Origin of the sequence: Streptomyces katrae (assembly GCF_002028425.1) — a bacterium.
Classification (GTDB): domain Bacteria; phylum Actinomycetota; class Actinomycetes; order Streptomycetales; family Streptomycetaceae; genus Streptomyces; species Streptomyces katrae_A.
This window is the reverse complement of the sequence record NZ_CP020042.1, coordinates 2235407-2259481: the sequence shown is the minus strand read 5'-3', so window position 1 is coordinate 2259481 and position 24075 is coordinate 2235407. Positions and strand designations below refer to the sequence as shown.

General features: G+C 72.6%; 24 protein-coding genes and 1 riboswitch. Of the genes, 14 read left to right on the top strand and 10 right to left on the bottom strand.

From position 1 onward, the window contains the following. The first annotated feature begins 22 nt into the window (after positions 1 to 22). Together B4U46_RS10280 and B4U46_RS10275 are read left to right on the top strand one after the other, a co-directional pair. Entirely contained in the window at positions 23 to 1378 is a 1356-nt protein-coding gene (locus B4U46_RS10280; RefSeq protein WP_079426217.1) for a helix-turn-helix domain-containing protein, read from the top strand. A gap of 33 nt (positions 1379 to 1411) precedes the next feature. Beyond that, a complete protein-coding gene (locus tag B4U46_RS10275; protein WP_079426214.1) occupies positions 1412 to 1906 on the top strand; it encodes an NUDIX domain-containing protein in 495 nt (164 codons plus the stop codon). Between the two features lie 260 nt (positions 1907 to 2166). Here B4U46_RS10275 and B4U46_RS10270 read toward each other — a convergent pair whose 3' ends face one another. Next, entirely contained in the window at positions 2167 to 2721 is a 555-nt protein-coding gene (locus B4U46_RS10270; protein WP_079426211.1) for a hypothetical protein, read from the bottom strand. Continuing rightward, positions 2714 to 3493: an alpha/beta hydrolase gene (locus B4U46_RS10265; protein ID WP_167747580.1), complete on the bottom strand. Its 780-nt coding sequence runs from the start codon at positions 3491 to 3493 to the stop codon at positions 2714 to 2716. The genes B4U46_RS10270 and B4U46_RS10265 overlap by 8 nt, the downstream gene beginning before the upstream one ends. Before the next feature lie 239 nt (positions 3494 to 3732). On the opposite strand from B4U46_RS10265, the gene B4U46_RS10260 reads away from it, so the two are divergent. The 4 genes from B4U46_RS10260 (at position 3733) to B4U46_RS10245 (ending at position 7625) form a co-directional block, all read left to right on the top strand. Continuing rightward, a complete protein-coding gene (locus B4U46_RS10260; protein WP_079426205.1) occupies positions 3733 to 4458 on the top strand; it encodes a lysophospholipid acyltransferase family protein in 726 nt (241 codons plus the stop codon). 46 nt (positions 4459 to 4504) lie between these two features. Continuing rightward, entirely contained in the window at positions 4505 to 5719 is a 1215-nt protein-coding gene (gene macS, locus B4U46_RS10255) for a MacS family sensor histidine kinase (RefSeq protein WP_237292767.1), read from the top strand. A 74-nt stretch (positions 5720 to 5793) separates the two neighbouring features. Then, a complete protein-coding gene (locus B4U46_RS10250) occupies positions 5794 to 6438 on the top strand; it encodes a response regulator (RefSeq protein WP_079431668.1) in 645 nt (214 codons plus the stop codon). Between the two features lie 155 nt (positions 6439 to 6593). Then, on the top strand, positions 6594 to 7625 hold the full coding sequence (locus B4U46_RS10245) for a 6-phosphofructokinase (protein ID WP_079426199.1): 1032 nt from the start codon (positions 6594 to 6596) through the stop codon (positions 7623 to 7625). Between the two features lie 82 nt (positions 7626 to 7707). On the opposite strand, the gene B4U46_RS10240 is transcribed toward B4U46_RS10245, so the two are convergent. Continuing rightward, positions 7708 to 9636 (bottom strand): chorismate-binding protein, encoded by a 1929-nt coding sequence (locus B4U46_RS10240; RefSeq protein ID WP_079426196.1) that lies wholly within the window; start codon positions 9634 to 9636, stop codon positions 7708 to 7710. A gap of 330 nt (positions 9637 to 9966) precedes the next feature. Here B4U46_RS10240 and B4U46_RS10235 point away from each other — a divergent pair, with 330 nt between their 5' ends. Then, on the top strand, positions 9967 to 11331 hold the full coding sequence (locus B4U46_RS10235; protein ID WP_185117263.1) for a class II 3-deoxy-7-phosphoheptulonate synthase: 1365 nt from the start codon (positions 9967 to 9969) through the stop codon (positions 11329 to 11331). Between the two features lie 154 nt (positions 11332 to 11485). Next, entirely contained in the window at positions 11486 to 11740 is a 255-nt protein-coding gene (locus B4U46_RS10230) for a (2Fe-2S)-binding protein (protein WP_079426193.1), read from the top strand. 66 nt (positions 11741 to 11806) lie between these two features. On the opposite strand, the gene bfr is transcribed toward B4U46_RS10230, so the two are convergent. Continuing rightward, positions 11807 to 12283, bottom strand: coding sequence for a bacterioferritin (bfr, locus tag B4U46_RS10225; RefSeq protein WP_079426190.1), 477 nt, complete (start codon positions 12281 to 12283; stop codon positions 11807 to 11809). Positions 12284 to 12455: 172 nt separating this feature from the next. Here bfr and B4U46_RS10220 point away from each other — a divergent pair, with 172 nt between their 5' ends. Continuing rightward, positions 12456 to 13088, top strand: a complete 633-nt coding sequence (locus tag B4U46_RS10220) for a sulfite oxidase-like oxidoreductase (RefSeq protein ID WP_079426182.1) — start codon at positions 12456 to 12458, stop codon at positions 13086 to 13088. A gap of 7 nt (positions 13089 to 13095) precedes the next feature. Here the strand turns inward: B4U46_RS10220 and B4U46_RS10215 are convergent, their stop codons facing one another. From B4U46_RS10215 to thiO, 6 genes are all read right to left on the bottom strand, one after another. Beyond that, positions 13096 to 13677: a DUF4396 domain-containing protein gene (locus B4U46_RS10215; protein ID WP_079426179.1), complete on the bottom strand. Its 582-nt coding sequence runs from the start codon at positions 13675 to 13677 to the stop codon at positions 13096 to 13098. A gap of 99 nt (positions 13678 to 13776) precedes the next feature. Then, positions 13777 to 14637: a deoxyribonuclease IV gene (locus B4U46_RS10210; protein ID WP_079426176.1), complete on the bottom strand. Its 861-nt coding sequence runs from the start codon at positions 14635 to 14637 to the stop codon at positions 13777 to 13779. 6 nt (positions 14638 to 14643) lie between these two features. Then, entirely contained in the window at positions 14644 to 16557 is a 1914-nt protein-coding gene (pknB, locus tag B4U46_RS10205) for a Stk1 family PASTA domain-containing Ser/Thr kinase (RefSeq protein WP_079426173.1), read from the bottom strand. Positions 16558 to 17127: 570 nt separating this feature from the next. Beyond that, positions 17128 to 17922, bottom strand: coding sequence for a thiazole synthase (locus tag B4U46_RS10200; protein WP_079426170.1), 795 nt, complete (start codon positions 17920 to 17922; stop codon positions 17128 to 17130). Between the two features lie 5 nt (positions 17923 to 17927). Beyond that, positions 17928 to 18128: a sulfur carrier protein ThiS gene (gene thiS / locus B4U46_RS10195; RefSeq protein WP_079426167.1), complete on the bottom strand. Its 201-nt coding sequence runs from the start codon at positions 18126 to 18128 to the stop codon at positions 17928 to 17930. Next, positions 18125 to 19321: a glycine oxidase ThiO gene (thiO, locus tag B4U46_RS10190; protein ID WP_079426164.1), complete on the bottom strand. Its 1197-nt coding sequence runs from the start codon at positions 19319 to 19321 to the stop codon at positions 18125 to 18127. Before thiO ends, thiS begins: the two co-directional genes overlap by 4 nt. Further along, positions 19319 to 19431: riboswitch (TPP riboswitch) on the bottom strand. It overlaps the preceding gene by 3 nt. Before the next feature lie 101 nt (positions 19432 to 19532). On the opposite strand from thiO, the gene B4U46_RS10185 reads away from it, so the two are divergent. The 5 genes from B4U46_RS10185 to B4U46_RS10165 all read left to right on the top strand — a co-directional run bounded on the left by B4U46_RS10185 (position 19533) and on the right by B4U46_RS10165 (position 24038). Further along, positions 19533 to 20786 (top strand): FAD-dependent oxidoreductase, encoded by a 1254-nt coding sequence (locus tag B4U46_RS10185; RefSeq protein WP_079426162.1) that lies wholly within the window; start codon positions 19533 to 19535, stop codon positions 20784 to 20786. Between the two features lie 171 nt (positions 20787 to 20957). Next, on the top strand, positions 20958 to 21323 hold the full coding sequence (locus B4U46_RS10180) for an Rv2175c family DNA-binding protein (protein WP_045949327.1): 366 nt from the start codon (positions 20958 to 20960) through the stop codon (positions 21321 to 21323). A gap of 76 nt (positions 21324 to 21399) precedes the next feature. Further along, positions 21400 to 22038, top strand: a complete 639-nt coding sequence (thiE, locus tag B4U46_RS10175) for a thiamine phosphate synthase (RefSeq protein ID WP_079426159.1) — start codon at positions 21400 to 21402, stop codon at positions 22036 to 22038. A gap of 138 nt (positions 22039 to 22176) precedes the next feature. Then, positions 22177 to 23091 (top strand): methylenetetrahydrofolate reductase [NAD(P)H], encoded by a 915-nt coding sequence (metF, locus tag B4U46_RS10170; protein WP_079426157.1) that lies wholly within the window; start codon positions 22177 to 22179, stop codon positions 23089 to 23091. 53 nt (positions 23092 to 23144) lie between these two features. Further along, positions 23145 to 24038 (top strand): hypothetical protein, encoded by an 894-nt coding sequence (locus B4U46_RS10165; protein WP_079426154.1) that lies wholly within the window; start codon positions 23145 to 23147, stop codon positions 24036 to 24038. Positions 24039 to 24075 lie beyond the last annotated feature (37 nt).

The window sequence follows — 24075 nt, the reverse complement described above, 5'->3', positions numbered from 1 at the left end:
TACAGCTCCGGGACGGAGGAACGTGCCAGCGCCGACCGACGCCAACTCCCGCCTGCGCGAGACCATCCACGAGGCCGGATGCACGTACGAATCGCTCGCCCACGACGTCCGCCGCATCGCAGCCGAGAACGGTGAACTCCTCCAGACCAACAAGTCCGCGATCTCCCACTGGGCCAACGGCACCCGCGAGCCCTCGGGCCAGACCGGCCAGTACCTTGCCGAAGCCCTCTCCCGCCGCCTCGGCCGCATCGTCACCCCGACCGAGATCGGCCTCCAGCCCGGCGATGCCGGAGCCACCTCGAACGGCGACCCGGTCCTGACCGTCACCGATCTCGGCCGCGCGGACGTCGAACGCCGCCGATTCCTCGCCATCGCAGCCTTCACCACGGCAGGCGTCGCCATGCCGCTGCTCCACGACCACGAGGCGACCTCCCGGATGCTCCGCGCCCGTACCGGCCGCTCCCTGGTCGGAACCGACGACATCGACGTCGTACGCCAGATCACCGCAGCCTTCAGCGCCGCCGACGAGCGCCTGGGCGGCGGCCATGGTCTGACCACCGTCACCGCCTACCTCGCCGACACCGCCGCCCCGATGCTCCGCGGCCGCTTCCCCTCTGAGCCGTTACGCCAGGCCGCCTTCGGCGCCGTCGCCGAACTCGCCTACCTCGCCGGGTGGAAGCACCACGACCTGGGCCACGAAGGCGCCGCCCAGCGCTATTACCAGGTCGGCTACCAGCTCGCCTGCGAAGCCGACCCCCACGGCCACGCTGCCTGGATGATGCGCGCCCTCGCCCATCAGGCCCTGAGCCTCAAACAGCCCCATCACTGCGTCGACCTGGTCGAAGGCGCCCTGCGACGTGGCCTCGGCCATGTCGACGGCCAGACCGAAGCCCTTCTCCACATCACCCATGCCCGCGCCTACGCTGCCACCGACGCGAGCCCCTCGGCTGCACGCGCCCTCCTCGCCGCCGAAGACGCCCTGCTCCGGGACGACGGCCCCCAGCCCAGCTACTCCCGCGTCAGCGGCCCCGCCGCCGGCACCGTGGCCAGCCACACCGCCCGCACCCTGACCGACCTCGCCGACCACGTCGGCACCGAACAGCAGCACCGCGACGCCCTCACCCGCTGGGACCCGGACAAGTACAAGCGCGTCCACGCCCTCACCCACGCCGACCTGGGCGACAGCCTCGCCGCTCAGGCCCGCGCCGACGAAGCCGTCTCCGCGTGGACCCAGGCCCTCGTCCTCATGGAGGGCATGACGTCCGACCGGACCCGGAAGGCGATCACCTCGATCCGCTCCACCCTCGCGGTCTACCAGCACCGCCGCGTCCCCGGCGCCGCCGATCTCGCCCGCAGAGCCCGCGAGGCCCTCGCCTAACATGCCCAACAACCGTCCGACGAAGGGAACACCGTGGCCCAGCAGACCGACGACCGCTCCCAAGCCCTCAAGCCGGCGCTCGAATCGATGACCCTGCTGGTCGCGGCCGTCATCGTCCACGACAAGGCCACCAACCGCGTCGTCCTCCTCCAGCGCAGTGAGAACGCCAAGTTCGCCCAGGGCATGTGGGACCTCCCCGTCGGCAAGAGCGAACCGGGCGAACCCATCACCGAGACCGCCGTCCGCGAGCTCTACGAGGAGACGGGCCTCACCGTGAAGCCGGAGTCCCTCAAGGTGGCCCACATCATCCACGGAGCCTGGGGCGTCGAAGCCCCCAACGGATTCCTCACCGTCGTATTCGCTGCCAACGAATGGACCGGCGAACCTGAAAACCGCGAACCCCGCAAGCACTCCCAGGTCCGTTGGGTCGCCGCCGACGCCATCCCCGACGCTTTCGTGGACACCACATCAAGCGCTCTTCGTCAGTACTTGAACGCCGGTCCGGAGGTTTCGCTGAACGGGTGGTGAATCGCCCGACGACAGCGCTCCAGACGGCTCGCAGACGCTGAGACGAGGGCAGCGCGTAGCGATCTGTTGCGCACACCGGTCCCGGCCGCCTCTCCGCTTCCGCCCGGCCAAGGCTCCGCCGAGCGGCCGGCCCCGGCCGCCCGGGGGAGGCGGGTGGGCAGCTACCGGCCCGCCCCTACCCCTCGAGGGGGAGATGGCGGGCCCGCGCCGCGAGGCGTCGCCGCGGACGGCGTCAGTACCGCGCCGCGAGGGACAACCCCCTACACCACCGCGCCGCGGCCCGGGTCGTCGTCGCCGTCGTCCGTGTCGCCCGACATGCGGGCCACCAGGGTGGCGAAGCCGCCCAGGAAGCCGCCGATGCCCAGGGTGGTGAGCCACCAGGTCATGTCCCACTGGAGCAGTACCGCCACCAGCAGCAGTACCGGGCCGCCGACCACCGCCAGCCAGGCGAACTTCGCCGTCGTGTCCGCCGGCGGGAGCTCCGGGGGTTCCGGGGGGACGAAGTGGCCCTCGTCGCCCGCTTCGCCCGCCAGGTCTTCGTCCTTCGGCTCCGCCGGGGTGTGGTCGCGGGGCCCGAGGCCGACGCCCGGGGCGAAGACCACCGAGCTGCCCAGGGCCGTCGGCGCCGTCGGGGCGGCGGCCGGGGGCTCCGGCTGGACGTCCTCCTCCGGCAGCATCAGGTTCTCGATGGGCCGGAACGGACGGGCCCCCGGCGGGTCCGGCGGTTCCTGCCCGTACCCGGCGACGATCGCGGCCCACGCCGCTTCCTCGTCCAGCGGGGGCACACCCCCGGAGGACTCCTCGTGCTCAGCCACCGCTGGCCGCCCCCTCCCTGCCGACGCTCTCCGCGAGCCGCCCGACGAACGCATAGCTGTCCGCGAAGATCCGCTCCGCGTCATGGTCCAACGTCGCGACGTGATAACTCTGTTCCAGCAGGGTCTCGGTGACGTCCGTCGACGACACCCGCGCCAGGATCCGCTCCGAGTCCACCGGCGGGACCACGTGGTCCTGGGGGCTGTGGAGCAGCAGCACCGGCTGCGTGACCTGCGGCAGCTCGGTGTCGACCAGCTGGAAGAACTTCCTCAGCGAATGCGCCGCCTTCGTCGGCACCCGGTCGTAGCCGACCTCCGCCGCGCCCGGCTTGGCGATGTCGCTGGCGATCCCCGCCGTGGACCGGATGAAGTGCTTGGCCACCGGGAGGGCCACGGCCAGCGGGTCGTGCACCTTGTTGGCCGGGTTGACGAGGACGATGCCGCTGATCGCCTCCCCGTGCTTGGCGGCCAGCCGCAGGGTCAGCGCGCCGCCCATCGAGAGCCCGAACACGAACACCTGCGTGCACCGGTCCAGCAGTTCCCTCAGCGCCCGGTCCACCTCGGCGTACCAGTCCTGCCAGCCGGTGAGCTGCATGTCCTGCCAGCGCGTGCCGTGCCCCGGCAGCAGCGGCAGCGAGACCGTCAGTCCGCGCTCGGCCAGGTACTCGGCCCAGGGGCGCAGCGACTGAGGGGAACCGGTGAAGCCGTGGCAGAGGAGCACGCCCACCTCTCCGCCCTCGTGGCGGAACGGCTCTGCTCCAGGGAGGACGGGCACCACAGTCTCCTTGATGGGTGAGAACTACGAGAGGACTACGAGGACTACGAGAGGACTACGACTCGACGAGGGCCTTGACGCGTGCGGGGTACGGGTACGTACGGGTGCGTCGCGCTGTGTGACTTCACCGTACGCGACCGGGATGACACCGACCAGGGTCGTCGGGCGCTCTCGGCGGAGCCAGGGGTTATGGTCTGATCGACAGACACAGGAAGGCTTTCGAGTTGATCTACGGCGCAATGAAGTTCTCCATCGGCGGGTCCCTGAAGCTCGCCTTCAGGCCGTGGGTGGAGGGCCTCGAGAACATTCCCGCGGAGGGGCCGGCGATCCTCGCGAGCAACCACCTGTCCTTCTCCGACTCCTTCTTCCTCCCGGCCGTGCTGGACCGGAAGGTGACCTTCATCGCAAAGGCGGAGTACTTCACCTCCCCCGGGGTCAAGGGCAAGCTGACCGCGGCCTTCTTCAAGGGCGTCGGCCAGCTCCCCGTGGACCGCTCCGGCGCGCGCGGTGCGGGCGAGGCCGCCATCAAGAGCGGTATCGAGGTCATCGAGCGCGGAGAGCTGTTCGGTATCTACCCCGAGGGGACCCGTTCACCCGACGGCCGCCTCTACCGCGGCAAGCCCGGTGGCCTGGCGCGGGTGGCGCTGGCCACCGGTGCGCCCGTGATCCCGGTGGCGATGATCGACACCGAGAAGATCCAGCCGCCCGGCAAGGTGGTCCCGAAGCTGATGCGCCCGGGCATCCGGATCGGCAAGCCGCTGGACTTCAGCCGCTACCAGGGCATGGATGGGGACCGCTTCATCCTGCGCTCGGTGACCGACGAGGTCATGTACGAGATCATGAAGCTGTCCGGCCAGGAGTACGTCGACATCTACGCGACCGCCGCCAAGCGGCAGATCGCGGACGCCGAGAAGGCGGCCAAGGAAGCGGCCAAGGCCGACAAGGGCGACGGCGGCGCGGAGTAGTTCCCGCGGGCGGCAGGCTGCCGTCCGCGCGGCGGGGGTGGGGGAGATGGCGGCGAAGCGCGAGCGCGTCGTGCGGATGTCGGTCGAGCAGCCGCTGTGGCGGGCGCTGACCGCGTACCGGCTGCTCACCATGGTCTACGCGGTGCTGCTGTTCCTCTCCGCCCACAAGGACTTCGTCCGTCCCGGCGTCGCGGTCGGCTACCTCGCCGTCCTCGTCGTCTGGACCCTGGCCACCTACCGCCGGGTGGGCGGCGCGGCGCACTGCACCAGGGGTTTCCTGGCCGCGGACCTCACCGTCGCCCTCGCCGGGATCGCCCTGACCCCGCTCGCCGACGCCCACGCCCGCATCCAGGCGGGCGGCCCCACCCTCCCCAGCATCTGGACGGCCGGCTCGGTCCTCGCCTTCGCCCTCAAGGGCGGCTGGCGGTGGGCCGGTATCGCCTCCACCTTCGTGGCCGTCGCCAACATCGCCATCCACGGCGGCGACCCCACCCGGGACACCCTCCACAACGTGCTGCTGGTCTGGGTCGCCTCCATCGCCCTCGGCTACGTCGTCGAGGTCGCCCGGGCCAGTGAGGCGACCCTCGCCCGCGCCCTGGAGATCGAGGCCGCGACCCGGGAGCGCGAACGCCTCGCCCGCGACATCCACGACGGTGTCCTCCAGGTCCTCGCCATGGTCCAGCGGCGGGGCACCGAGCTGGGCGGCGAGGCCGCCGAGCTGGGCCGGATGGCCGGGGAGCAGGAGGTGGCGCTGCGCACGCTGGTCTCCAGCGGGCTGGTCCGCCCCTCCCGGGTCTCGCGTGACGAGGCGCTGGGCGCGCGGGTGGACACGTACGAGGTGGAGGAGCCGGGCGCCGACGAGGGCGAGCTGGACCTGCGGGCCCTGCTGGCCCCGCACGCCGGCTCCCGGGTGAGCTTCGCCGAGCCGGGCGCCCCGGTGCCGCTGCCCGCGCCTGCCGCGCGGGAGCTGGCCGCGGCGGTGGGCGCCGCCCTGGACAACGTGCGCAAGCACGCCGGGGAGGGGGCCAGCGCCTGGATCCTGGTCGAGGACTGGGGCGACGAGGTGATCGTGACCGTACGGGACGACGGCCCGGGCATCCCGGCCGGCCGGCTCGACCAGGCGGAGGGTGAGGGACGGATGGGCGTGGCCCTGTCCATCCGGGGCCGGCTGCGCGACCTCGGCGGCAGCGCCGAGCTGGTGTCCGTCCCCGGGCAGGGCACCGAAGTGGAACTGAAAGTACCGAGGGGGAGGACCCAGTGAACGGCAGCGGCAGCGGCAGCGGCAGTGACGGCGTCGGCGTCGGCAGCGGCGACGGGCTCCATGACATCAAGGTGATGGTCGTCGACGACCATCCGATGTGGCGGGACGCGGTGGCCCGCGACCTGGCCGCCGCGGGCTTCGACGTGGTCGCCACCGCCGGGGACGGCCCCGAGGCGGTGCGCCGGGCCCGTGCCGTCGCCCCGCGGGTGCTGGTCCTCGACCTCAACCTGCCCGGCATGCCCGGGGTCCAGGTCTGCAAGGAGCTGGTCGGCACCGACCCCGCGCTGCGCGTGCTGGTCCTGTCGGCGAGCGGGGAGCACGCGGACGTGCTGGAGGCGGTGAAGTCCGGGGCCACCGGTTACCTGATGAAGTCGGCCGGGGCCCAGGAGCTGATCGACGCGGTGCGCCGCACCGCCGCCGGCGACCCGGTGTTCACCCCGGGCCTGGCCGGGCTGGTGCTCGGCGAGTACCGGCGCCTGGCCACCGACCCGGCGCCGGCCGCCGCCGACGAGCCGAAGGCGCCGCAGCTGACCGACCGGGAGACCGAGGTGCTGCGGCTGGTGGCCAAGGGGCTGTCGTACAAGCAGATCGCGGAACGGCTGGTCATCTCGCACCGCACGGTGCAGAACCACGTGCAGAACACCCTCGGCAAGCTCCAGCTGCACAACCGGGTGGAGCTCGTGCGGTACGCGATAGAGCGCGGGCTCGACGACGCCTGAGGGTGCTCCGGCGTACCCGCCGGTCGTACTTACTTCCCCGTACGAGTGAACACGCGTACGCAACGCCCCGTAATTCCACCGGAATTGCCCACTCCAGGCCCCTTGCTGTGACCTGGGTCACCACTAGCGTGGCCGTCATGGCGAAGGGAGATTCCATGAAGGTCGGAGTGCTCACGGGCGGCGGCGACTGCCCCGGGCTCAACGCGGTGATCAGGGGCGTCGTCCGCAAGGGCGTCCAGGAGTACGGATACGGGTTCGTCGGATTCAAGGACGGCTGGCGGGGGCCGGTCGAGGGGGACACCGTCCCGCTGGACATCCCCGCCGTCCGCGGGATCCTGCCGCGCGGCGGCACCATCCTCGGCTCCTCGCGCACCAACCCGTTCAAGACCGAGAACGGGGTCCGCTCCATCAAGGACAACCTCGCCAAGGCCGAGGTCGACGCGCTCATCGCGATCGGCGGCGAGGACACGCTGGGCGTGGCCGCCCGGCTGTACGAGGAGTACGGCATCCCCTGCGTCGGCGTCCCCAAGACCATCGACAACGACCTGTCGGCCACCGACTACACCTTCGGCTTCGACACGGCCGTCGGCATCGCGACGGAGGCCATCGACCGGCTGCACACCACGGCCGAGTCCCACATGCGGGTCCTGGTCGTCGAGGTGATGGGGCGGCACGCCGGCTGGATCGCCCTGCACTCCGGGCTCGCGGGCGGGGCGAACGTCATCCTCATCCCCGAGCAGCGCTTCGACGTGGACCAGGTCTGCGCCTGGGTGACCTCCCGCTTCAAGGCGAGCTACGCGCCGATCGTGGTGGTGGCCGAGGGGGCCATGCCGAAGGACGGCGACCTGGTGCTCAAGGACGCGGTGTCCCGGGACTCCTTCGGGCACGTCCGGCTGTCGGGTGTCGGGGAGTGGCTGGCCAAGGAGATCGAGGCGCGGACCGGCAAGGAGGCCCGCACCACGGTCCTCGGGCACATCCAGCGCGGGGGCACCCCGAGCGCCTTCGACCGGTGGCTGGCCACGCGCTTCGGGCTGCACGCGATCGACGCGGTGCGGGACGGGGACTTCGGGAAGATGGTCGCGCTCAAGGGGACGGACATCGTGCGGGTGCCGATCGCCGAGGCGACGGCGAGGCTGAAGACGGTGGACCCGGCGCTGTACGAGGAGGCGGGCGTCTTCTTCGGCTGACCCCGCCGCCGGGGTGCCGGCGGGGCTGTTCACGGCCCCGTCGGCACCGGGGACCGGCCCCGCAGGGCCCGCCCCCGCCCCGCTACGCGCCCCGCCCCACCGGGACCACGGCCCGGACCAGGCCGGCGACGAGCTCCGCGCCCCGCAGCGTGAGGACCGACTCGGGATGGAACTGGACCCCTGCGAAGCCGCGCGCCGCGCAGCGCAGGGCGTGGACTTCGTCCGTGAGCGGGTCCCGGGAGACCTCGACCCCGTGCGCCGCCAGCTCCGCCTGCGTCCCGGCGTCGCAGGCGGCGGTGTACGTGTTGTAGAAGCCGACCACCTCCGGCCTGCCGAAGAGGTCGATCCGCACCTGCGCCCCCTGTGCCGGCTCCGCCTTGCGGACGAGGGGGAGGCCGATCTGCTCCGCCAGCAGCTCGTGGCCCAGACAGACGCCGAGCAGCCCGCCCCGGTGCGAGGCGAGCAGTTCGCCCGCCAGCCCGCGCAGCATCCGCATCTTCGGGTCCGCCCCGTCCGCCGGGTCGCCCGGGCCCGGGCCCAGGACGACCGGGCCCTCCCAGGCCGACGCCGCCTCCCGCAGCCCCGGCTCGTCGTAGCGGCGCACCGTCACCGACAGGCCCGCCGCCCGCAGCACGTGCGCCAGCATCGCCGTGAAGGTGTCCTCGCCGTCCACCACCAGCGCGTGTCCCCCGGCGGCGGGCATCCGCTCCTGCATCCGCAGCCAGAACGGCGCCAGGTCCGCCCGCCGCGCGGCCAGTGCCGCCCGCACCCGGGGGTCGTCCGCCAGCCGGGCGCCACCGGAGGAGGCGGGGCGGGGCGCGGCCCCGCGCACGCCCAGCGCGGCCAGCACACCGGCGGCCTTGGCGTGCGTCTCGGCCACCTCGCCCCGCGGGTCCGAGTGGCGGACCAGGGTGGCCCCGACCGGGACCCGCAGCGTCCCGTCCGGGGCGATGTCGGCGGTGCGGATCAGGATCGGGGAGTCCAGGGTCTGGGCGCCGGAGGGGTCCAGGCCGAGCAGGGCCAGGGCGCCCGCGTAGTAGCCGCGGCCCCCGTTCTCGTACCGTTCGATCACCCGGCAGGCGTTCTGTACCGGCGAGCCCGTCACGGTCGCCGCGAACATGGTCTCCCGCAGCACCTCCCGGACGTCCAGCGAGGAGCGGCCGCGCAGCTCGTACTCGGTGTGCGCGAGGTGGGCCATCTCCCGCAGGCGGGGGCCGACCACGGTGCCGCCCATGTCGCCGACCGTGCACATCATCTTCAGTTCCTCGTCCACCACCATCGACAGCTCCTCGGTCTCCTTGCGGTCGCCGAGGAAGGCGAGGAGCGACTCGGCGGTCGGCCCGCCCGCCGGGTAGCGGTAGGTGCCGCTGATGGGGTTCATCACGACCGTGCCGCCCGTCATCCGGACGTGGACCTCCGGGCTGGCCCCGACCAGGGTGCGGTCCGGAGTGTGGACCACGTACGTCCAGTACGCGCCCCGCTCGCCCTCCAGCAGCCGCCGGAACAGGGCCAGGGCGTCGGCCCGGCCGAAACCGCCGATCCGGCCCTCGTACGTCCGCCGGATCACGAAGTTCGCGCCCTCGCCCCGGCCGATCTCGTCCCGGATCACCCGCTCGACGGTGGCCGCGTACTCCTCGTCGCCCACGTCGAAGCCCCCGCCCTCGACCCGTACGCAGTGGTCCGGGAGGGCGGCCAGTGCCTCTGCGAGCGGGACCTCGTAGGCCTCCTCGGCGCACAGCACGCTCAGCGGGGTGCCGTCGTCGCGCACGTCGAACCCGCGCTCGCGGATCTGCCGGAACGGGACCAGCGCCAGGGTGGGCAGCTCGCGCACGGGCAGGTCGGCCAGGCGGGCGGCCTCGTGGACCGGGCCGAGGAGCACCTCGACGGTGTCGTGGTCCCGGCCGGGGGTGCGCCGGCGCAGCAGCGCGAACGGCGGGGCGCCGTCGTCGAGGAGCCGGGAGAGGGCGAAGGGGGAGAACGGTGAGAACGGGGAGAACTGAGGCTGGGGCATGGAGCGGGCGTCCTTCCGGTGGGGTGTCGGGAGGAGGAGCGGCCCGTGTCTGCCTGCGTACGCAGAAGGCCGCCCCTCGGGGCGGCCTTCGTGTCGCTCGTGTCAGTGGGTACGCACGAGGGGCGGGCCGCCGGGAGCGGACCACCACCAGTTCTGGACGGAGAGCGCGTACATGGGAGGCACCCTAGCCGAAACGGCCGCCGTCCTGCCGCATCCCGCCTCCTCCGGCATATGAACCTTGAATTCCGTTCATCCGGGGTCCGTGGACCTTCGAACGACACCGTCTCACCAGGTGGGCGTCCGGCCGGACACGGCGAATGACGACGTAATGTGTACGAGGTGACCGTGAACGCTGAAAACCACGCCCTCGCCGCCAAGGCGACCTGGCGAGACCTTCCCGCGGCGCAGCAGCCTTCGTACCCCGATGCCGAGGCCCTGCGCGCTGTCGTCGCGGACCTCGAGTCGTATCCTCCGCTCGTCTTCGCGGGCGAGTGCGACCAGCTGCGCGCCCGTCTGGGAGCCGTCGCCAAGGGCGAGGCGTTCCTGCTGCAGGGCGGCGACTGCGCCGAGGCCTTCGACGCCGTTTCCGCTGACCACATCCGCGCCAAGCTGAAGACCCTGCTCCAGATGAGCGCCGTCCTGACGTACGCGGCCTCCGTGCCCGTCGTCAAGGTCGGCCGCATCGCGGGCCAGTACTCCAAGCCGCGCTCCAAGGACACCGAGACCCGCGACGGCGTGACCCTGCCGACCTACCGCGGCGACTCGGTCAACGGCTTCGCCTTCACCGAAGAGGCCCGCGTCCCGGACCCCGAGCGGCTCAAGCGGATGTACCACGCGTCGGCCTCCACGCTGAACCTGGTGCGCGCCTTCACCACCGGCGGTTACGCCGACCTGCGCCAGGTGCACGCCTGGAACCAGGACTTCGTGAAGTCCTCCCCGTCCGGGCAGCGCTACGAGCAGCTCGCGCGGGAGATCGACAACGCGCTGAACTTCATGAAGGCCTGTGGCACCGACCCGGCCGAGTTCAAGGCGGTGGAGTTCTACTCCTCGCACGAGGCCCTGCTGCTGGACTACGAGGGCGCCCTCACCCGTACGGACTCCCGTACCGGCAAGCTGTACGACACCTCCGGCCACATGGTCTGGATCGGTGAGCGCACCCGCCAGCTGGACCACGCGCACATCGAGTTCTGCTCGCAGATCGCCAACCCGGTCGGCATCAAGCTCGGCCCGACCACCACTGTGGACGAGGCGCTGACCTACATCGACCGCCTGGACCCCGAGCGTGAGCCGGGCCGGCTGACCTTCGTCGTCCGCATGGGCGCCGACAAGGTCCGCGACAAGCTCCCCGAGCTGGTCGAGAAGGTCACCGCGTCCGGTGCGACCGTCGCCTGGGTCACCGACCCGATGCACGGCAACACCTTCGAGGCGGCCTCCGGCCACAAGACGCGCCGCTTCGACGACGTCCTGGACGAGGTCAAGGGCTTCTTCGAGGTCCACAAGGCGCTGGGCACCCACCCGGGCGGCATCCACGTCGAGCTCACCGGTGACGACGTCACCGAGTGCGTGGGCGGCGGCGACGAGATCTTCGTCGACGACCTGCACCAGCGCTACGAGACGGCCTGCGACCCGCGTCTCAACCGCAGCCAGTCGCTGGACCTGGCCTTCCTGGTGGCGGAGATGTACCGCGACCAGTGACGGGCCGATGAGCTCTGAGTGAGGAAGGGGCGCGGATCCATGTGATCCGCGCCCCATCCTCGTCCCCGGGCCTTTTAGGCTTACCTAACTTTGGGTACGGTTAGGTAAGCCTCACCGCACCGGGGTGGCTGCAAGAACCATTCCGCTCAGGGAGGTGAACCGCGTGTACGTCTGCTCTTGCTTCGGGGTCACCGACAAGCAGGTCAAGGAACACGCGGCCGCCGGGGCCTGCACCCCCCGCCAGATCGCCTCGGCCACCAAGGCCGGCACCGACTGCGGCTCCTGCGTGCGGACCATCCAGGGCATCCTGGGCCGTGGCGCGTGCCCGCGCCGGGAACTGCTGGAGAAGGGCAACGCGGCCGCCGTCCTCGCCGCCGACCCGGCACCGCAGCTGGCGGAAGCCGCCTGAGGCCTCCGGGCCGTCCGAGTCGCCTGAGCCGTCCGAGTCGCCCAGTCACCCGACCGGTCTGATCCGTCAGCTCGGCTGTTCGATGAGCTGGGCGATGTACAGCGCCTCACCCAGGGACTCGATGAGCTCCAGCTGGGTGTCGAGGTAGTCGATGTGGTGCTCCTCGTCCTCCAGGATCTCCTCGAAGAGGCGGGCGGAGGTGAAGTCGCCCTTCCCGCGCATGACCTCGATACCGCGCTTGAGGCGGTCGATCGCCTCCACCTCGACCTGCCGGTCGGCCTGGAACATCTCGGTGATCGTCTGTCCGACGCGCACGTGGAAGAGGCGCTGGTAATTCGGCAGACCGTCGAGCATGAGGATGCGCTCGGTGAGTTTGTCCGCGTGCTTCATCTCGTCGATGGACTCTTCACGCGTGTACTTGGCGAGCTTCGTCCACCCCTTGTTGTCCTGGATGCGGTAGTGCAGCCAGTACTGGTTGATGGCCGTGAGCTCGCCGGTCAGCTGCTCGTTCAGAAACTCGAGGACCTCGGGGTCGCCCTGCATCGCAGAGGCTCCTTCCAGGCAATGTCAGCGAGGTGACTGGGTAGTGCGCGCATCTTTGCACCGCCGTACGGGGCCGTCCAGTAAGTGCCTCCTTAGTATGAGTTGCTGGTAGTTGCCCGTTTCGTTTCGTACCTGGTCGTGACCACCCCGCCACGTCTGTCACCATGGAGGCATGGGTCAGCCGGACAGCCGGGAATTTCCGGGAGCAGAGCAGGTCGAGCTCCCTCCGGGGCAGCGGTTGCAGAGGGGCTGGCCGGTCACCCACTACGGGCCCGTCCCCAAGTTCAAGCCGGACCGCTGGGAGTTCCGCGTCTTCGGGGCGACGGCCGACGGTGAGAAGCACTGCTGGAACCACGAGCAGTTCGCGGCGCTGCCGTTCGACTCCGTGGTGGCCGACCTGCACTGCGTCACCAAGTTCAGCATGCAGGGCGCCGAATGGGGCGGGGTGCTGGCCCGCGAGATCCTCTCCCTGGCCCCGCCCGCCCCGCAGGTCACGCACGTGATGGTGTGGGCCGAGTACGGCTTCAGCTCGAACCTGAGACTGGCGGACTTCGCCTCCGACCGGACCGTCTTCGCCACCCACATGGGCGGCGAACCGCTGACGGCCGAACACGGCTTCCCGCTGCGCCTGGTGGTCCCGCACCTGTACGCCTGGAAGGGGCCCAAGTGGGTCCGGGGCATCGAGTACATGACCGCCGACCGCCGCGGCTTCTGGGAGGAGCGCGGCTACCACAACATCGGCGACCCCTGGCGCGAGCAGCGCTACTCGTACCAGGAGGGGCCGGGGGACGGTCCGGAGCTGTGACCCTCCCTTAGTGGTACTGGTGGACGACGGCGTGGCCCTTGCCGCGGCCGATCATCCACTTGTTGACCGGGGTCGTCACGACGAAGGCGAGCGCGAGCGAGACCGCGAGGGCGAACCAGAACAGCCCTTCCGAGAGGTGGGCGTCCATGGCCCCCGGCCAGACGGCGATGACGCCGTTGTCGATCAGCTCCATGACGGCGATCGACAGGGTGTCCGCGGCCAGCGCCACCCGGACGGCCGAACGGAGGTCCACGCCGGCGGCCAGGATGCCGCGCAGGGTGAGGGCGTAGCCGAAGAAGAACGCGAGGACGATGGCCAGGACCATCGTCGGGAGGTTCCCCCAGCTCAGGGCGGTGCCGACGATCATGCCGAGCACCTCGCCGATGGCGCAGCCGGTGAGGCAGTGGAGGGTGGCCTTGGCGGCCATGCCCCAGCCGACGGGTCCGGCGTGGTGGGCGTGGCTGCCGTGGTCGGCGTGGCTCTCGTGTCCGGCGTGGCCGCCGTGGCTCTCGTGACCGTGGTGTCCGTGGTCTCCGTGGTGGTGCTCGTGATGTTCATGGTGCTCGTGGTGCTCGTGCGCCTGTTCCATGACTACCCCCTGAAGGCCCGGGGGAACGCCGGGTGGCGGTCCCGCCGACTGGTGGAACCGTATACCCCCCAGGGGTATTCCCTCAGGATGTTCGCGGTGTCAGTGCAGGTCGCGGAGCTCCTTCAGCAGGGCCACGTCCGCCGCGTGCCCCTCCTTGCCGCCCGGCGTCTCGATGATCAGCGGTACGCCGTCCATCTCCGGGTGCGAGAACAGCTCGGCGAAGGCCTCGCGGCCGATGTGCCCCTGGCCGATGTTGGCGTGCCGGTCCTTGTGGGCGCCGACGCCTTCCTTGGAGTCGTTGGCGTGGATCAGCTTGAGCCGGCCCGCGCCGACCGTGTCCACCAGCAGGTCCAGCGTCTGCTTGGTGCCTCCCGGCTCCGCCAGGTCGTGGCCCGCCGCGAAGATGTGGCAGGTGTCCAGGCAGATGCCCAGCTTCTCGTGGTGGTCCAGCGCCTCGAAGTACGGGCCGAAGTCCCAGGTGCGCGAGCAGAGCGAGGAGCCCTGCCCGGCCGTGGACTCCAGCAGCAGGAACGGGTCGTCCTCGTGCGTCAGCTCGTCCAGCAGCGGCAGCATGTGCTCTCTGACCTGCGCGTACGCCGCCTCGCGCGGGCGGCCGCCGGTCGCCGACCCGGTGTGCACGACCACCCCGAGCGCGCCGATCTCCCGGCCCCGGCGCAGGGAGTGCCGCAGGGACTCCACCGACTTCTCCACGGTCGCCTCGGTGTGCGAGCCGAAGTTGATCAGGTACGGGGCGTGCACGTACGCCGGGACCGACTCCTCGGCGCACTGCGCGCGGAACAGCTCGTCCTGCGCCGGGTTCCCGGTCGGGGTGGCCCAGCCGCGCGGATTGGCGACGAAGACCTGGACGGCCTCGGCGCCCATCTCACGGGCGTACGTCAGGCCCACCGAGGCGAGCCCGCCGGCGACGGGCACGTGCCCGCCCACGGGATTGCGAAGCACCGCTGCTCAGAGCCCCTTGGTCTTGATGGTGATCGTGCTGCCCTCGGGGGCGCTCTGCCCGGCGGGCAGCGACTGGGTGTCCACCGTGCTGCTGAAGGACAGGAAGGGGCGCTCCACCTTCACCTTGAAGCCCAGGGCCTCCAGGGTCTTGCGGGCCGTGTCCACGTCCTGGCCGGCGACGTTCGGCACCTGGACGGGGCGGGGGCCCTTGGAGAGGGTCAGCGTGACGGTGTCCCCGCCCGCCGCCTGGGTGCCCGCGGCGACCGACTGGTTCGCGACCGTTCCGGCGGGCGCGGGGGAGTTGACCTGGTCGGGGGAGGTCGCCACCTTCAGGCCGAGGGCCTCCAGCGCGGCGCGCGCCTGGTCGGCGGGCTGTCCGGTGACGCTGGGGACCTGCACCGGACGGCCCTTGCTGACCTGGAGGGCGACGGCGGAGTCGGGGGCCCGCTTCTGGCCGCCCGCCGGGTCGGTGGAGATCACCGAGCCCTGGGCCACGTCCTGGCTGAAGGCCTGCGTGACGATGCCCGGGGCCAGCCCGGCCTTCGTCAGCTCCGCCTTGGCGTCCTCCAGCGGGCGGCCCTTGAGGTCGGGCACGCTGACCAGCTCGGGGCCGCGCGAGACGGTCAGGGTCACCGCGCCGTTGCCGCGGATCTTCTTGCCGCCGGCGGGGTCGGAGTCCATGACCGTCCCGCGGTCGAAGGCCTCGCTGAACTTCCGGTCGACCTTCTTGACGCCGAGCCCGGCGGCGGAGAGCTCCGCCCTGGCCTGGTCCTCCGTCTTGCCGAGGAGGTTGGGGACCTTGGTGAACTGCCCGGAGTTGATGTACCAGACGCCGGTGCCGATGCCCAGGGCGAGCAGGACCGCGGCGATGACGAGGAACGTGCCGCGGCGCTGCCGACGGGGCGCCGGGGGCGCCTCGGGCGCCGGGGCGGTGGGCCGCTCCAGGCGCGAGGTGTGGTGCAGGACGGGCTCGGCGGCCTGCCCCGCCAGGGGGCGCGGGATCACGCTGGTGCGGTCCTCGGCGGCGGACCGTTCGGTGGACCGCGCCTGCGGCGGCACGGCGTCCAGCTCGGCCTCGCCTGTCCGCGCCCGTGCCTCGCGGGCCAGGCCCAGCAGGGCGGCGGCGTCCGTGGGGCGCAGCTCCGGAGTGCGGGCGGTGGCCCGGGCGACGAGCTCGTCGAGGGCGGCGGGGAGCCCGGGGACGGCGGCCGACGGGGGCGGGACGTCCTCGTTGAGGTGCTGGAACAGGACCTGCGCCGGGGTGCCGCCGGTGTGCGGCTTGGAGCCGGTGAGCATCTCGTACAGGACGACGCCGCAGGCGTAGACGTCCACGCGGGTGTCGTAGACCCCGTCCTCGATCTGCTCGGGGGCGAGGTAGGAGACGGTGCCGAGGACGGAGCCGGTGGTGTGGGTGGCGGCGTCCACGGAGCGGACCAGGCCGAAGTCCGCGACCTTGACCCGGCCGTCGTCGCCGATCAGGACGTTCTCGGGCTTGATGTCCCGGTGGACGAAGCCGGCGCGGTGGGCGGCGGCGAGGGCGGCGAGGACCGGTTCGAGGATGTCGAGCGCGGCCCGCGGCTGGAGCGCGCCGCGCTCGCGCAGGACGTCGCGCAGGGTGCAGCCGGAGATGTACTCCATCGCCAGGTAGGTGTACGGCCCGTCCGTGCCCTGGTCGAAGACGGCCACGACGTTGGGGTGGGCCAGGCGTGCGACGGACTTCGCCTCGCGGATGAAACGGTCCACGAAGGCGGTGTCGGCGGCCAGGTCCGGGTGCATGATCTTGAGCGCCAGGACGCGGTCGAGGCGGGTGTCGAGCGCCCGGTAGACCGTCGCCATGCCGCCTGCGGCGATGCGCGCGTCGACGCGGTAGCGGCCGTCGAGCACGCGCCCGACGAGGGGGTCATCCAGGGTCGTATCCACCCGGCGATTCTACGAGGACCTCCGCCACCCCCGGCCGGGGCGTCCACGCTTGCAGCGCAGCCGTGACATGCGGGGGCGGGGCTCGGGGGCGCGGGGGTGCGGGGGCGGGTCCGGCGGGGCGGTGCCGGTGGCTCGGGGTGCTGGCTCGGGGTGCGGGGGCGGGGCGGCGGTGGGATGCCGGGCGGGGCCGGGGGGAAGGCGGTGCCCCGTTCAGCGGTCTCAGAGCCGGTCTGGGGGTTTCCCGTCAGTCCCACTGTCCTTCCGGTCCGGGCCGCCCTGTCAAGGGCGCTCCCTTCGGTCGCGTCGCTGCGCGATCGCCTGCGGCGACCCTTGACAGGGTGGCCCGACGCGGAAGGACGATGAGACTGACGGGAAAGCCCCAACCCATCCCTGAGACCGCCGAGTGGGGCCCCGCTCCTCCCGGATCCCGTCCGGCTGTCCGGTCACCGCCCGGCGGGACGCCGCCCCCCATCCCACCGCCCGCACCCGGGGGCGGGTGGGCAGGCGCCGTTCCGCGTCCGCCCCTCGAGGGGGAGATGGCGTGCCCCCGTCGCGAGCCCCGCGGCCCCCTCAGAACGCCGGCCGCTCCGGGTCCAGGGTGGCGCGGCCCTCCGTCGGGGACGAGGCTTCCGCGAAGCGGCGTTGCGGGATGCGGCCCGCTCGGTGGGCCAGGCGGCCCGCCGAGACGGCGTCGCGCATGGCCGCCGCCATCAGGGACGGCTCCTGGGCGCGGGTGACCGCCGAGGCCAGCATGACCGCCGCGCAGCCCAGCTCCATCGCCAGGGCGGCGTCCGACGCCGTCCCCGCCCCCGCGTCCAGGATCACCGGGACCCCGGCCCGCTCCACGATCAGCTCGAAGTTGTGCGGGTTGCGGATGCCCATCCCGGAGCCGATCGGGGAGCCCAGCGGCATGATCGCCGCGCAGCCCACGTCTTCCAGCTTCCGGGCCAGCACCGGGTCGTCGTTGGTGTAGGGGAGGACCGTGAAGCCCTCGTCGACCAGGACCTCCGCCGCGTCCAGCAGTTCCACCCCGTCCGGCAGCAGGGTCCGTTCGTCCGCGACCACCTCCAGCTTGACCCAGTCCGTGCCCAGGGCCTCCCGCGCCAGCCGGGCCGTCAGGACGGCCTCGCCGGCGGTGAAGCAGCCCGCGGTGTTCGGCAGGACCGCGATGTCCAGCTTGGACAGCACCGACAGGACCGAGCCCTGCACCGTCGGGTCCAGGCGGCGCATCGCCACCGTGGTCAGCTCGGTGCCGGAGGCGATCAGGGCGCGTTCCAGGATCTCCAGGCTCGGGGCGCCGCCCGTGCCCATGATCAGGCGGGAGGAGAAGGTCCGGCCGCCCAGGGCGAACAGGTCGTCGGCCATCGCGCTCAGCCTCCCTGGACCGCGGTGAGGACCTCGACCCGGTCGCCGTCGCCGACCGGGGTGAGGGACCACCGGCCGCGTGGGACGACCGTCTCGTTGAGGGCGGCGGCCACGCCGGACGGGGCCGTGGTGAGGGTGGCGACCACCGCGTCGAGGGTGGTGCCGGCCGCGACCTCGCGCGGCTCGCCGTTGACGGAGATGGTCATGCGTACGACTCCTGACGTGCGGGGGAGAAGCGGCGGGGGGAGAACGGACGGGCGATCTCCGGCACGGCGCCGGTGGTCAGCAGCTCCGCCATCACGTCGCCGGTGAGCGGGGTCAGCAGCACCCCGTTGCGGTAGTGGCCGGTGGACAGGTGCAGTCCGGGCAGGTCGGTCGGGCCGAGCAGCGGGGCGTTGTCGGGGGAGCACGGGCGCAGCCCGGCCCGGGTCTCGACCAGCGGCAGCTCGGTGATGCCGGGGACCAGCTCGTGGGCGTCGCGCAGCAGCTCGTAGACCCCGCCCGCGGTGACGGTGGTGTCCCAGCCGAGTTCCTCGCTGGTGGCGCCGATGACGAGCTCGCCGTTCTCGCGCGGGACCAGGTAGACGTGGCTGCCGCGCACCACGGCCCGTACCGTCCGGGACAGGAACGGCGCGTAGGCGGGCGGTACGGCCAGCCTCAGCACCTGTCCCTTGACCGGCCGTACGGGCGGCAGCACCTGTTCCGGTACGCCCTCCAGCCGGCCGCTGAGCGAGCCCGCTGCGAGGACCACCTGGTCGGCGAGGAGCTCCGTGCCGTCGTCGAGGAGCGCCCCGCGGGCCCGGTCGGCGGTGACGAGCAGCCGGCGTGCGCCGGCGCGGTGGATGCGCACCCCGGCCCGCTCGCAGGCGGTGAGCAGGGCGGCGGCGAGGCGGCGCGGGTCCACCTGGTGGTCCCCGTCGACGCGCAGCCCGCCGCGCACCCCGGGGGCGAGCATGGGCTCCAGGCGGCGGCACTCGCGGCCGGTGAGCCACTCGGATTCCAGGCCGCAGCGCCGCTGGAGGGCGTGCAGTTCCCGCAGGTGGAGGCGGTCGTCGGCGTCGAGGGCGACGGCGAGGGTGCCGCAGGCGCGGTAGCCGAGGTCCATGCCGCCGCTGGCTTCGGTGAGCTCGGCGGCGAACTCCGGGTAGCGGGCGGCGGAGGCGAGGTTGAGCCCCAGCAGGGTCTCCTCGCCGTAGTGCAGCTCGGTGACGGCGGCGAGCATGCCGGCCGCGACCCGGGCGGCGCCGCCCCCGGGGTCGGGGTCGGCGAGCGCGGTGCGCAGCCCGTGCCGGGCCGCCCGCCAGGCGGTGACCAGACCGATGATCCCGCCACCGATGACGAGGACGTCGTGGCGGACGTCGTGGCCCCGGTGGTCGGATCCCTTGTCGGATGCGTGCATGGGCGTCCAGCCCCTCCCTTCGCCGGCATGACCCGGATCAGGTTCGTACGGTCGGAGGCCGGCCAGCCTCCCTCTCAGCCCGGTGCGCCCGGACTCCCGCGATAGGTACGGTGGCCAGACTAACCCCGGGGCCGGTGGCGGGTAAGGCTGCCTCCCCGCGCCGGGCGGCCCCCGCTTTCCTGACAGGTCGTCAGGTGGCTAGGCTGACCGTGTGAGTGAGCAGACGCAGCAGCAGACGCAGCAGCAGACGGAACAGACGGAGCAGCCGGGGCCCGGCGTGGTGATCGTCGGCGCCGGCATGGCCGGCGTGCAGACCGCGGTGGCCCTGCGGGACCAGGGCTGGACCGGCCCCGTGACCCTGCTGGGCGCCGAACCCCACCAGCCCTACGACCGCCCCCCGCTCTCCAAGGCGGTGCTGCTCGGCAAGGCCGAGGACTCCGCCTTCGACGTCGACTTCGAGGGCCTGCGCATCACCCTGCGCCTGGGGACCGAGGTCACCGGCCTGCGCGCCGCCGACCGCGAGCTGGACACCGAGGCCGGACCCGTCCCGTACGAGGTCCTGGTCCTGGCCACCGGCGCCACCCCGCTGACCCTGCCCGGCACCGAGGGCGTCCCCGGCGTCCACCTGCTGCGCACCCTCGACGACGCCGCCCGGCTGCGCCCCGTGCTCGCCGCCGCCCCCGGGGTCGTGGTGGTCGGGGCCGGCTGGATCGGCGCCGAGTTCGCCACCGCCGCCCGCGAGGCCGGCTGCGCCGTCACCGTGGTCGAGGCGGCCGACCGGGTCCTGGCCGGGGCCCTGCCCGCCGAGGTCGCCGCCCCCATGGCCCGCTGGTACGAGGGCGCCGGCGCCACCCTGCTCACCGGCGCGAAGGTGGCCGGGATCGAGGAGGGCCGGGTGCTCCTCGCGGACGGCCGCGAGCTGCCCGCCGGGGCCGTCGTCGTCGGCATCGGCGCCCGCCCCGCCACCGACTGGCTCGCCGGCAGCGGCGTCGAGCGGGGCCCCGACGGCTCCGTCACCGCCGACGCCCACCTGCGCACCTCGCTGCCCGGGGTGTACGCCGTCGGCGACTGCTCCTCCTTCCCGTCGGCCCGCTACGGGACCCGGCTGCTGGTCCACCACTGGGACAACGCCCTCCAGGGCCCCCGCGCCGTCGCGGCGAACATCGTCGCCGGGGAGGCCGTCCAGGCCTACGACCCGGTGCCGTACTTCTGGTCCGAGCAGTTCGGCCGCTTCGTGCAGTACGCGGGCCACCACGGCGGCGCCGACACCCTGCTGTGGCGCGGCGACCCGGACGGCGACACCTGGTCGGTGTGCTGGCTGCGCGGGGACGTGCTCGTCGCCGTCCTGGCCGTGGGCCGGCCCCGGGACCTGGCCCAGGGCCGCAAGCTGATCGAGTCGGGCACCCCTGTCGACCCGGCCAAGGTCGCCGACCCGGGCGTCCCGCTGAAATCGGCCGCCGCCTGACGGACCCCTCCGACAGGGGTCCGTGCCCGGGCCCGCACCCGCACCCGGCCCCGGGCCCCGGCCCGGACGCCTGTCCGCCCACCGGCCCGGACGCCTGTCCGCGCACCGGCCCGGACCCGGACGGACGGGGCCGGGTACCGGGCGCCCCGCCGAGGTGGCAGGCTTGTGTCCGTGACCGAGATTGACGCAAAGATCGATGCCCTAGTCCCCTCCTGGCTGTACCTCCCCGACATCGCGGAGATGCTCGACGTCGAGGTGACCCGGGTCCGCCAGATGGTCAAGGAAGGGCAGCTGATCGCCGTACGCCGGGGCGAGAACCGCGCGCTGCAGGTTCCGGCCCAGTTCATCGACGGCGACAAGGTCGTCAAGGGGCTCGTCGGCCTGCTGACCGTGCTGCGCGACGACCGCTTCTCCGACGAGGAGATGCTGGAATGGCTGTTCACCGAGGACCCCTCCCTGCCCGGTACCCCCGTGCAGGCGCTGCGGGAGAACCGCGGCACGGAGGTGAAGCGCCGCGCTCAGGCGCTCGCCCTCTGACCGGCTGATCCACGGATGCGGGCGGGCCGGGTAACCTCGGCCCGCCCGCACTCCATCACCGCCAAGGGGTACTCCCATGCAGCAGCTGTCCGACGCCCGGCTCTACCTGTGCACGGACGCCCGCAAGCGGCAGGGGGACCTCCCCGAGTTCCTCGACGCCGTCCTGGCCGGCGGCGTCGACATCGTCCAGCTCCGCGACAAGGGCATGGAGGCCGGCGAGGAACTCGAACACCTCCAGGTGTTCGCCGAGGCCGCCCGCCGCCACGGCAAGCTGCTCGCCGTGAACGACCGCGCCGACGTCGCGCACGCCATCGGCTCCGACGTCCTGCACCTCGGCCAGGGCGACATCCCCGTCCCCGCCGCCCGCGCCATCCTCGGCCGGGACGTCCTGATCGGCCGCTCCTGCCACGCCGAGTCCGAGGTCGACGCCGCCGTCGCCGAACCGGGCGTGGACTACTTCTGCACGGGCCCCTGCTGGCCCACCCCCACCAAGCCCGGCCGCTACGCCCCGGGCCTCGGCCTCGTCCGCTACGCGGCCTCCCTGGAGCAGGACCGCCCCTGGTTCGCCATCGGCGGCATCGACGCCGCGAACCTGGACGAGGTCCTCGACGCCGGAGCCACCCGCGTCGTGGTCGTCCGTGCGATCACCGAGGCCACCGACCCCGGGGCCGCCGCCGCCGACCTGGCCAAGCGCGTCCGCGCCCGCCTCGCGTGACGGATCCCGGGCGGCCGGTCTCGTAGCCCACTCGCGCGGAGCTCGTGCCGCGCTCGGGCCCGCGCCCGGGTGTCCAAAAATCTGTCCAATGGATGGACAGTGCTTCGGCGTCCGGCGGGGCGCGTCTAACCTGCCCATATGGCCCTTGGTACCGCTTCCACCTGGTCGGACCGTGCACACACGGTCCGCGACCTCCTCGCGTCCGGAGCCTCGTATTCCTTCGAGTTCTGGGCCCCCAAGACCGAGAAGGGCGAGCGCAACCTCTGGAACGCGCTCCGCCGGATCGAGGCGGTCTCCCCGAGCTTCGTCTCCGTCACGTACGGAGCCGGCGGCTCCACCCGGGGCGGCACCGTCCGCGCCACCCAGCAGATCGCCGCCGACACCACCCTGACCCCCGTCGCGCACCTCACCGCCGTGGACCACTCCATCGCCGAGCTGCGCCACGTGATCGGCCAGTTCGCCGACGCCGGCATCCGCAACATGCTCGCGCTCCGCGGCGACCCGCCGGGCGACCCCATGGGCCCGTGGGTCAAGCACCCCGAGGGCGTGGACTACGCGGCCGACCTCGTCCGCCTGCTCAAGGAGTCCGGCGACTTCTGCGTGGGCGTCGCCGCCTTCCCCGAGATGCACCCCCGCTCCGACAACTGGGATACGGACATCCGGCACTTCGTGGACAAGTGCCGCGCAGGTGCGGACTACGCCATCACCCAGATGTTCTTCGACCCCGAGAATTATCTGAGGCTGCGCGACAGCGTCCAGAAGGCGGGCTGCGAGACCCCGATCATCCCCGAGGTCATGCCTGTTGTGGGTATCAAGCAGCTCGACCGACTGCCCCAGCTGAGCAACGCGGTCTTCCCCGACGCCGTGAAAGACCGCATGCACGCCGTCAAGGACGATCCGGCCGCTGTACGCTCCATTGGCATCGAGTTCGCCACGGAGTTCTGCGCGCGGCTGCTGTCCGAAGGTGTTCCGGGACTGCACTTCATCACGCTGAACAATTCCACGGCGACTCTCGAAATCTACGAGAACCTGGGCCTGCACCAGCGGGCCTGATCGGCCGTCTCCCCGTCTCCCGCGCGGTACGGCCGTACCGAGAGGGGCCTTGCATGGGAATGACGGTCCTCTACATCGCGTTCGCTTTCGTCGCGTTGTGGCTGCTTGCCGAGGTCCTGATGCAGTACAAGGCCCGGCTGCGCTGGCGCCTGCTCGCCTTCGCCGGGTTCCTCGGCGTGGTCGCCGGCGTCGTGCTGCCGTCGGTGCTCGTCATCGCCGTCGGTGCGATCGCCTTCGCCGTCGGCCAGACTCTGGTGACGCTCTCCTTCCGCAAGGGCTTCGTCGCCGGCTGGGCCCTGCGCAAGGGCAAGGACGGCCGGCCCGTCCGCCAGGAGGCGCCGAGCAGACGCCGCCGCCACTCGGGGCGCGGTGCACAGCGCCAGGAGCCCGCGCTGGAGGTGACGGGGCTGGAGTACGGCTCCCAGGACCCGGCCGCCGCCGGTGCCGGCGCCGACTTCCCATCCCACGAGGACGCCGGCGACCGGGACGACCGCAACGTCTTCGTCCCGCAGCCGGTGCCCGAGGACACCGGCTCCTACGGGATACAGAGCTTCGCCCCCCAGCAGCCGGACGCCACCACCGCCTTCGCCTCCCCGTTCGCCGCGGACGGCCACGACGGCGGGCAGCACGCCTACCCCGGCCCCGGGCAGGGGCAGGGGGGCTACGACTACACCGGCGGGTACCCGGCGGGTGACCAGCAGGTCTACGCCGCCTACTCCGACCCGTACATCGGCACCGGCGGGGCGGTCTCCCCGGGCCAGCCGTACGACTACCCGCACTACGACCCCGCGCAGCAGCAGTACTCCATGGACACCCCGCCCGGCGGGGTCTGGGTCCCGCAGCAGCGCGCCACCGACGCGGCCCCGCAGCCCTACCCGGAGCAGGACCCGCAGCAGCAGGGGTACCCGTACCAGGGCAACGGCGAGTACGGGCAGTACCGCTACTGAAGCCGGTACCCGCCGCTGGAGCGGCCAGGGGGGAGGG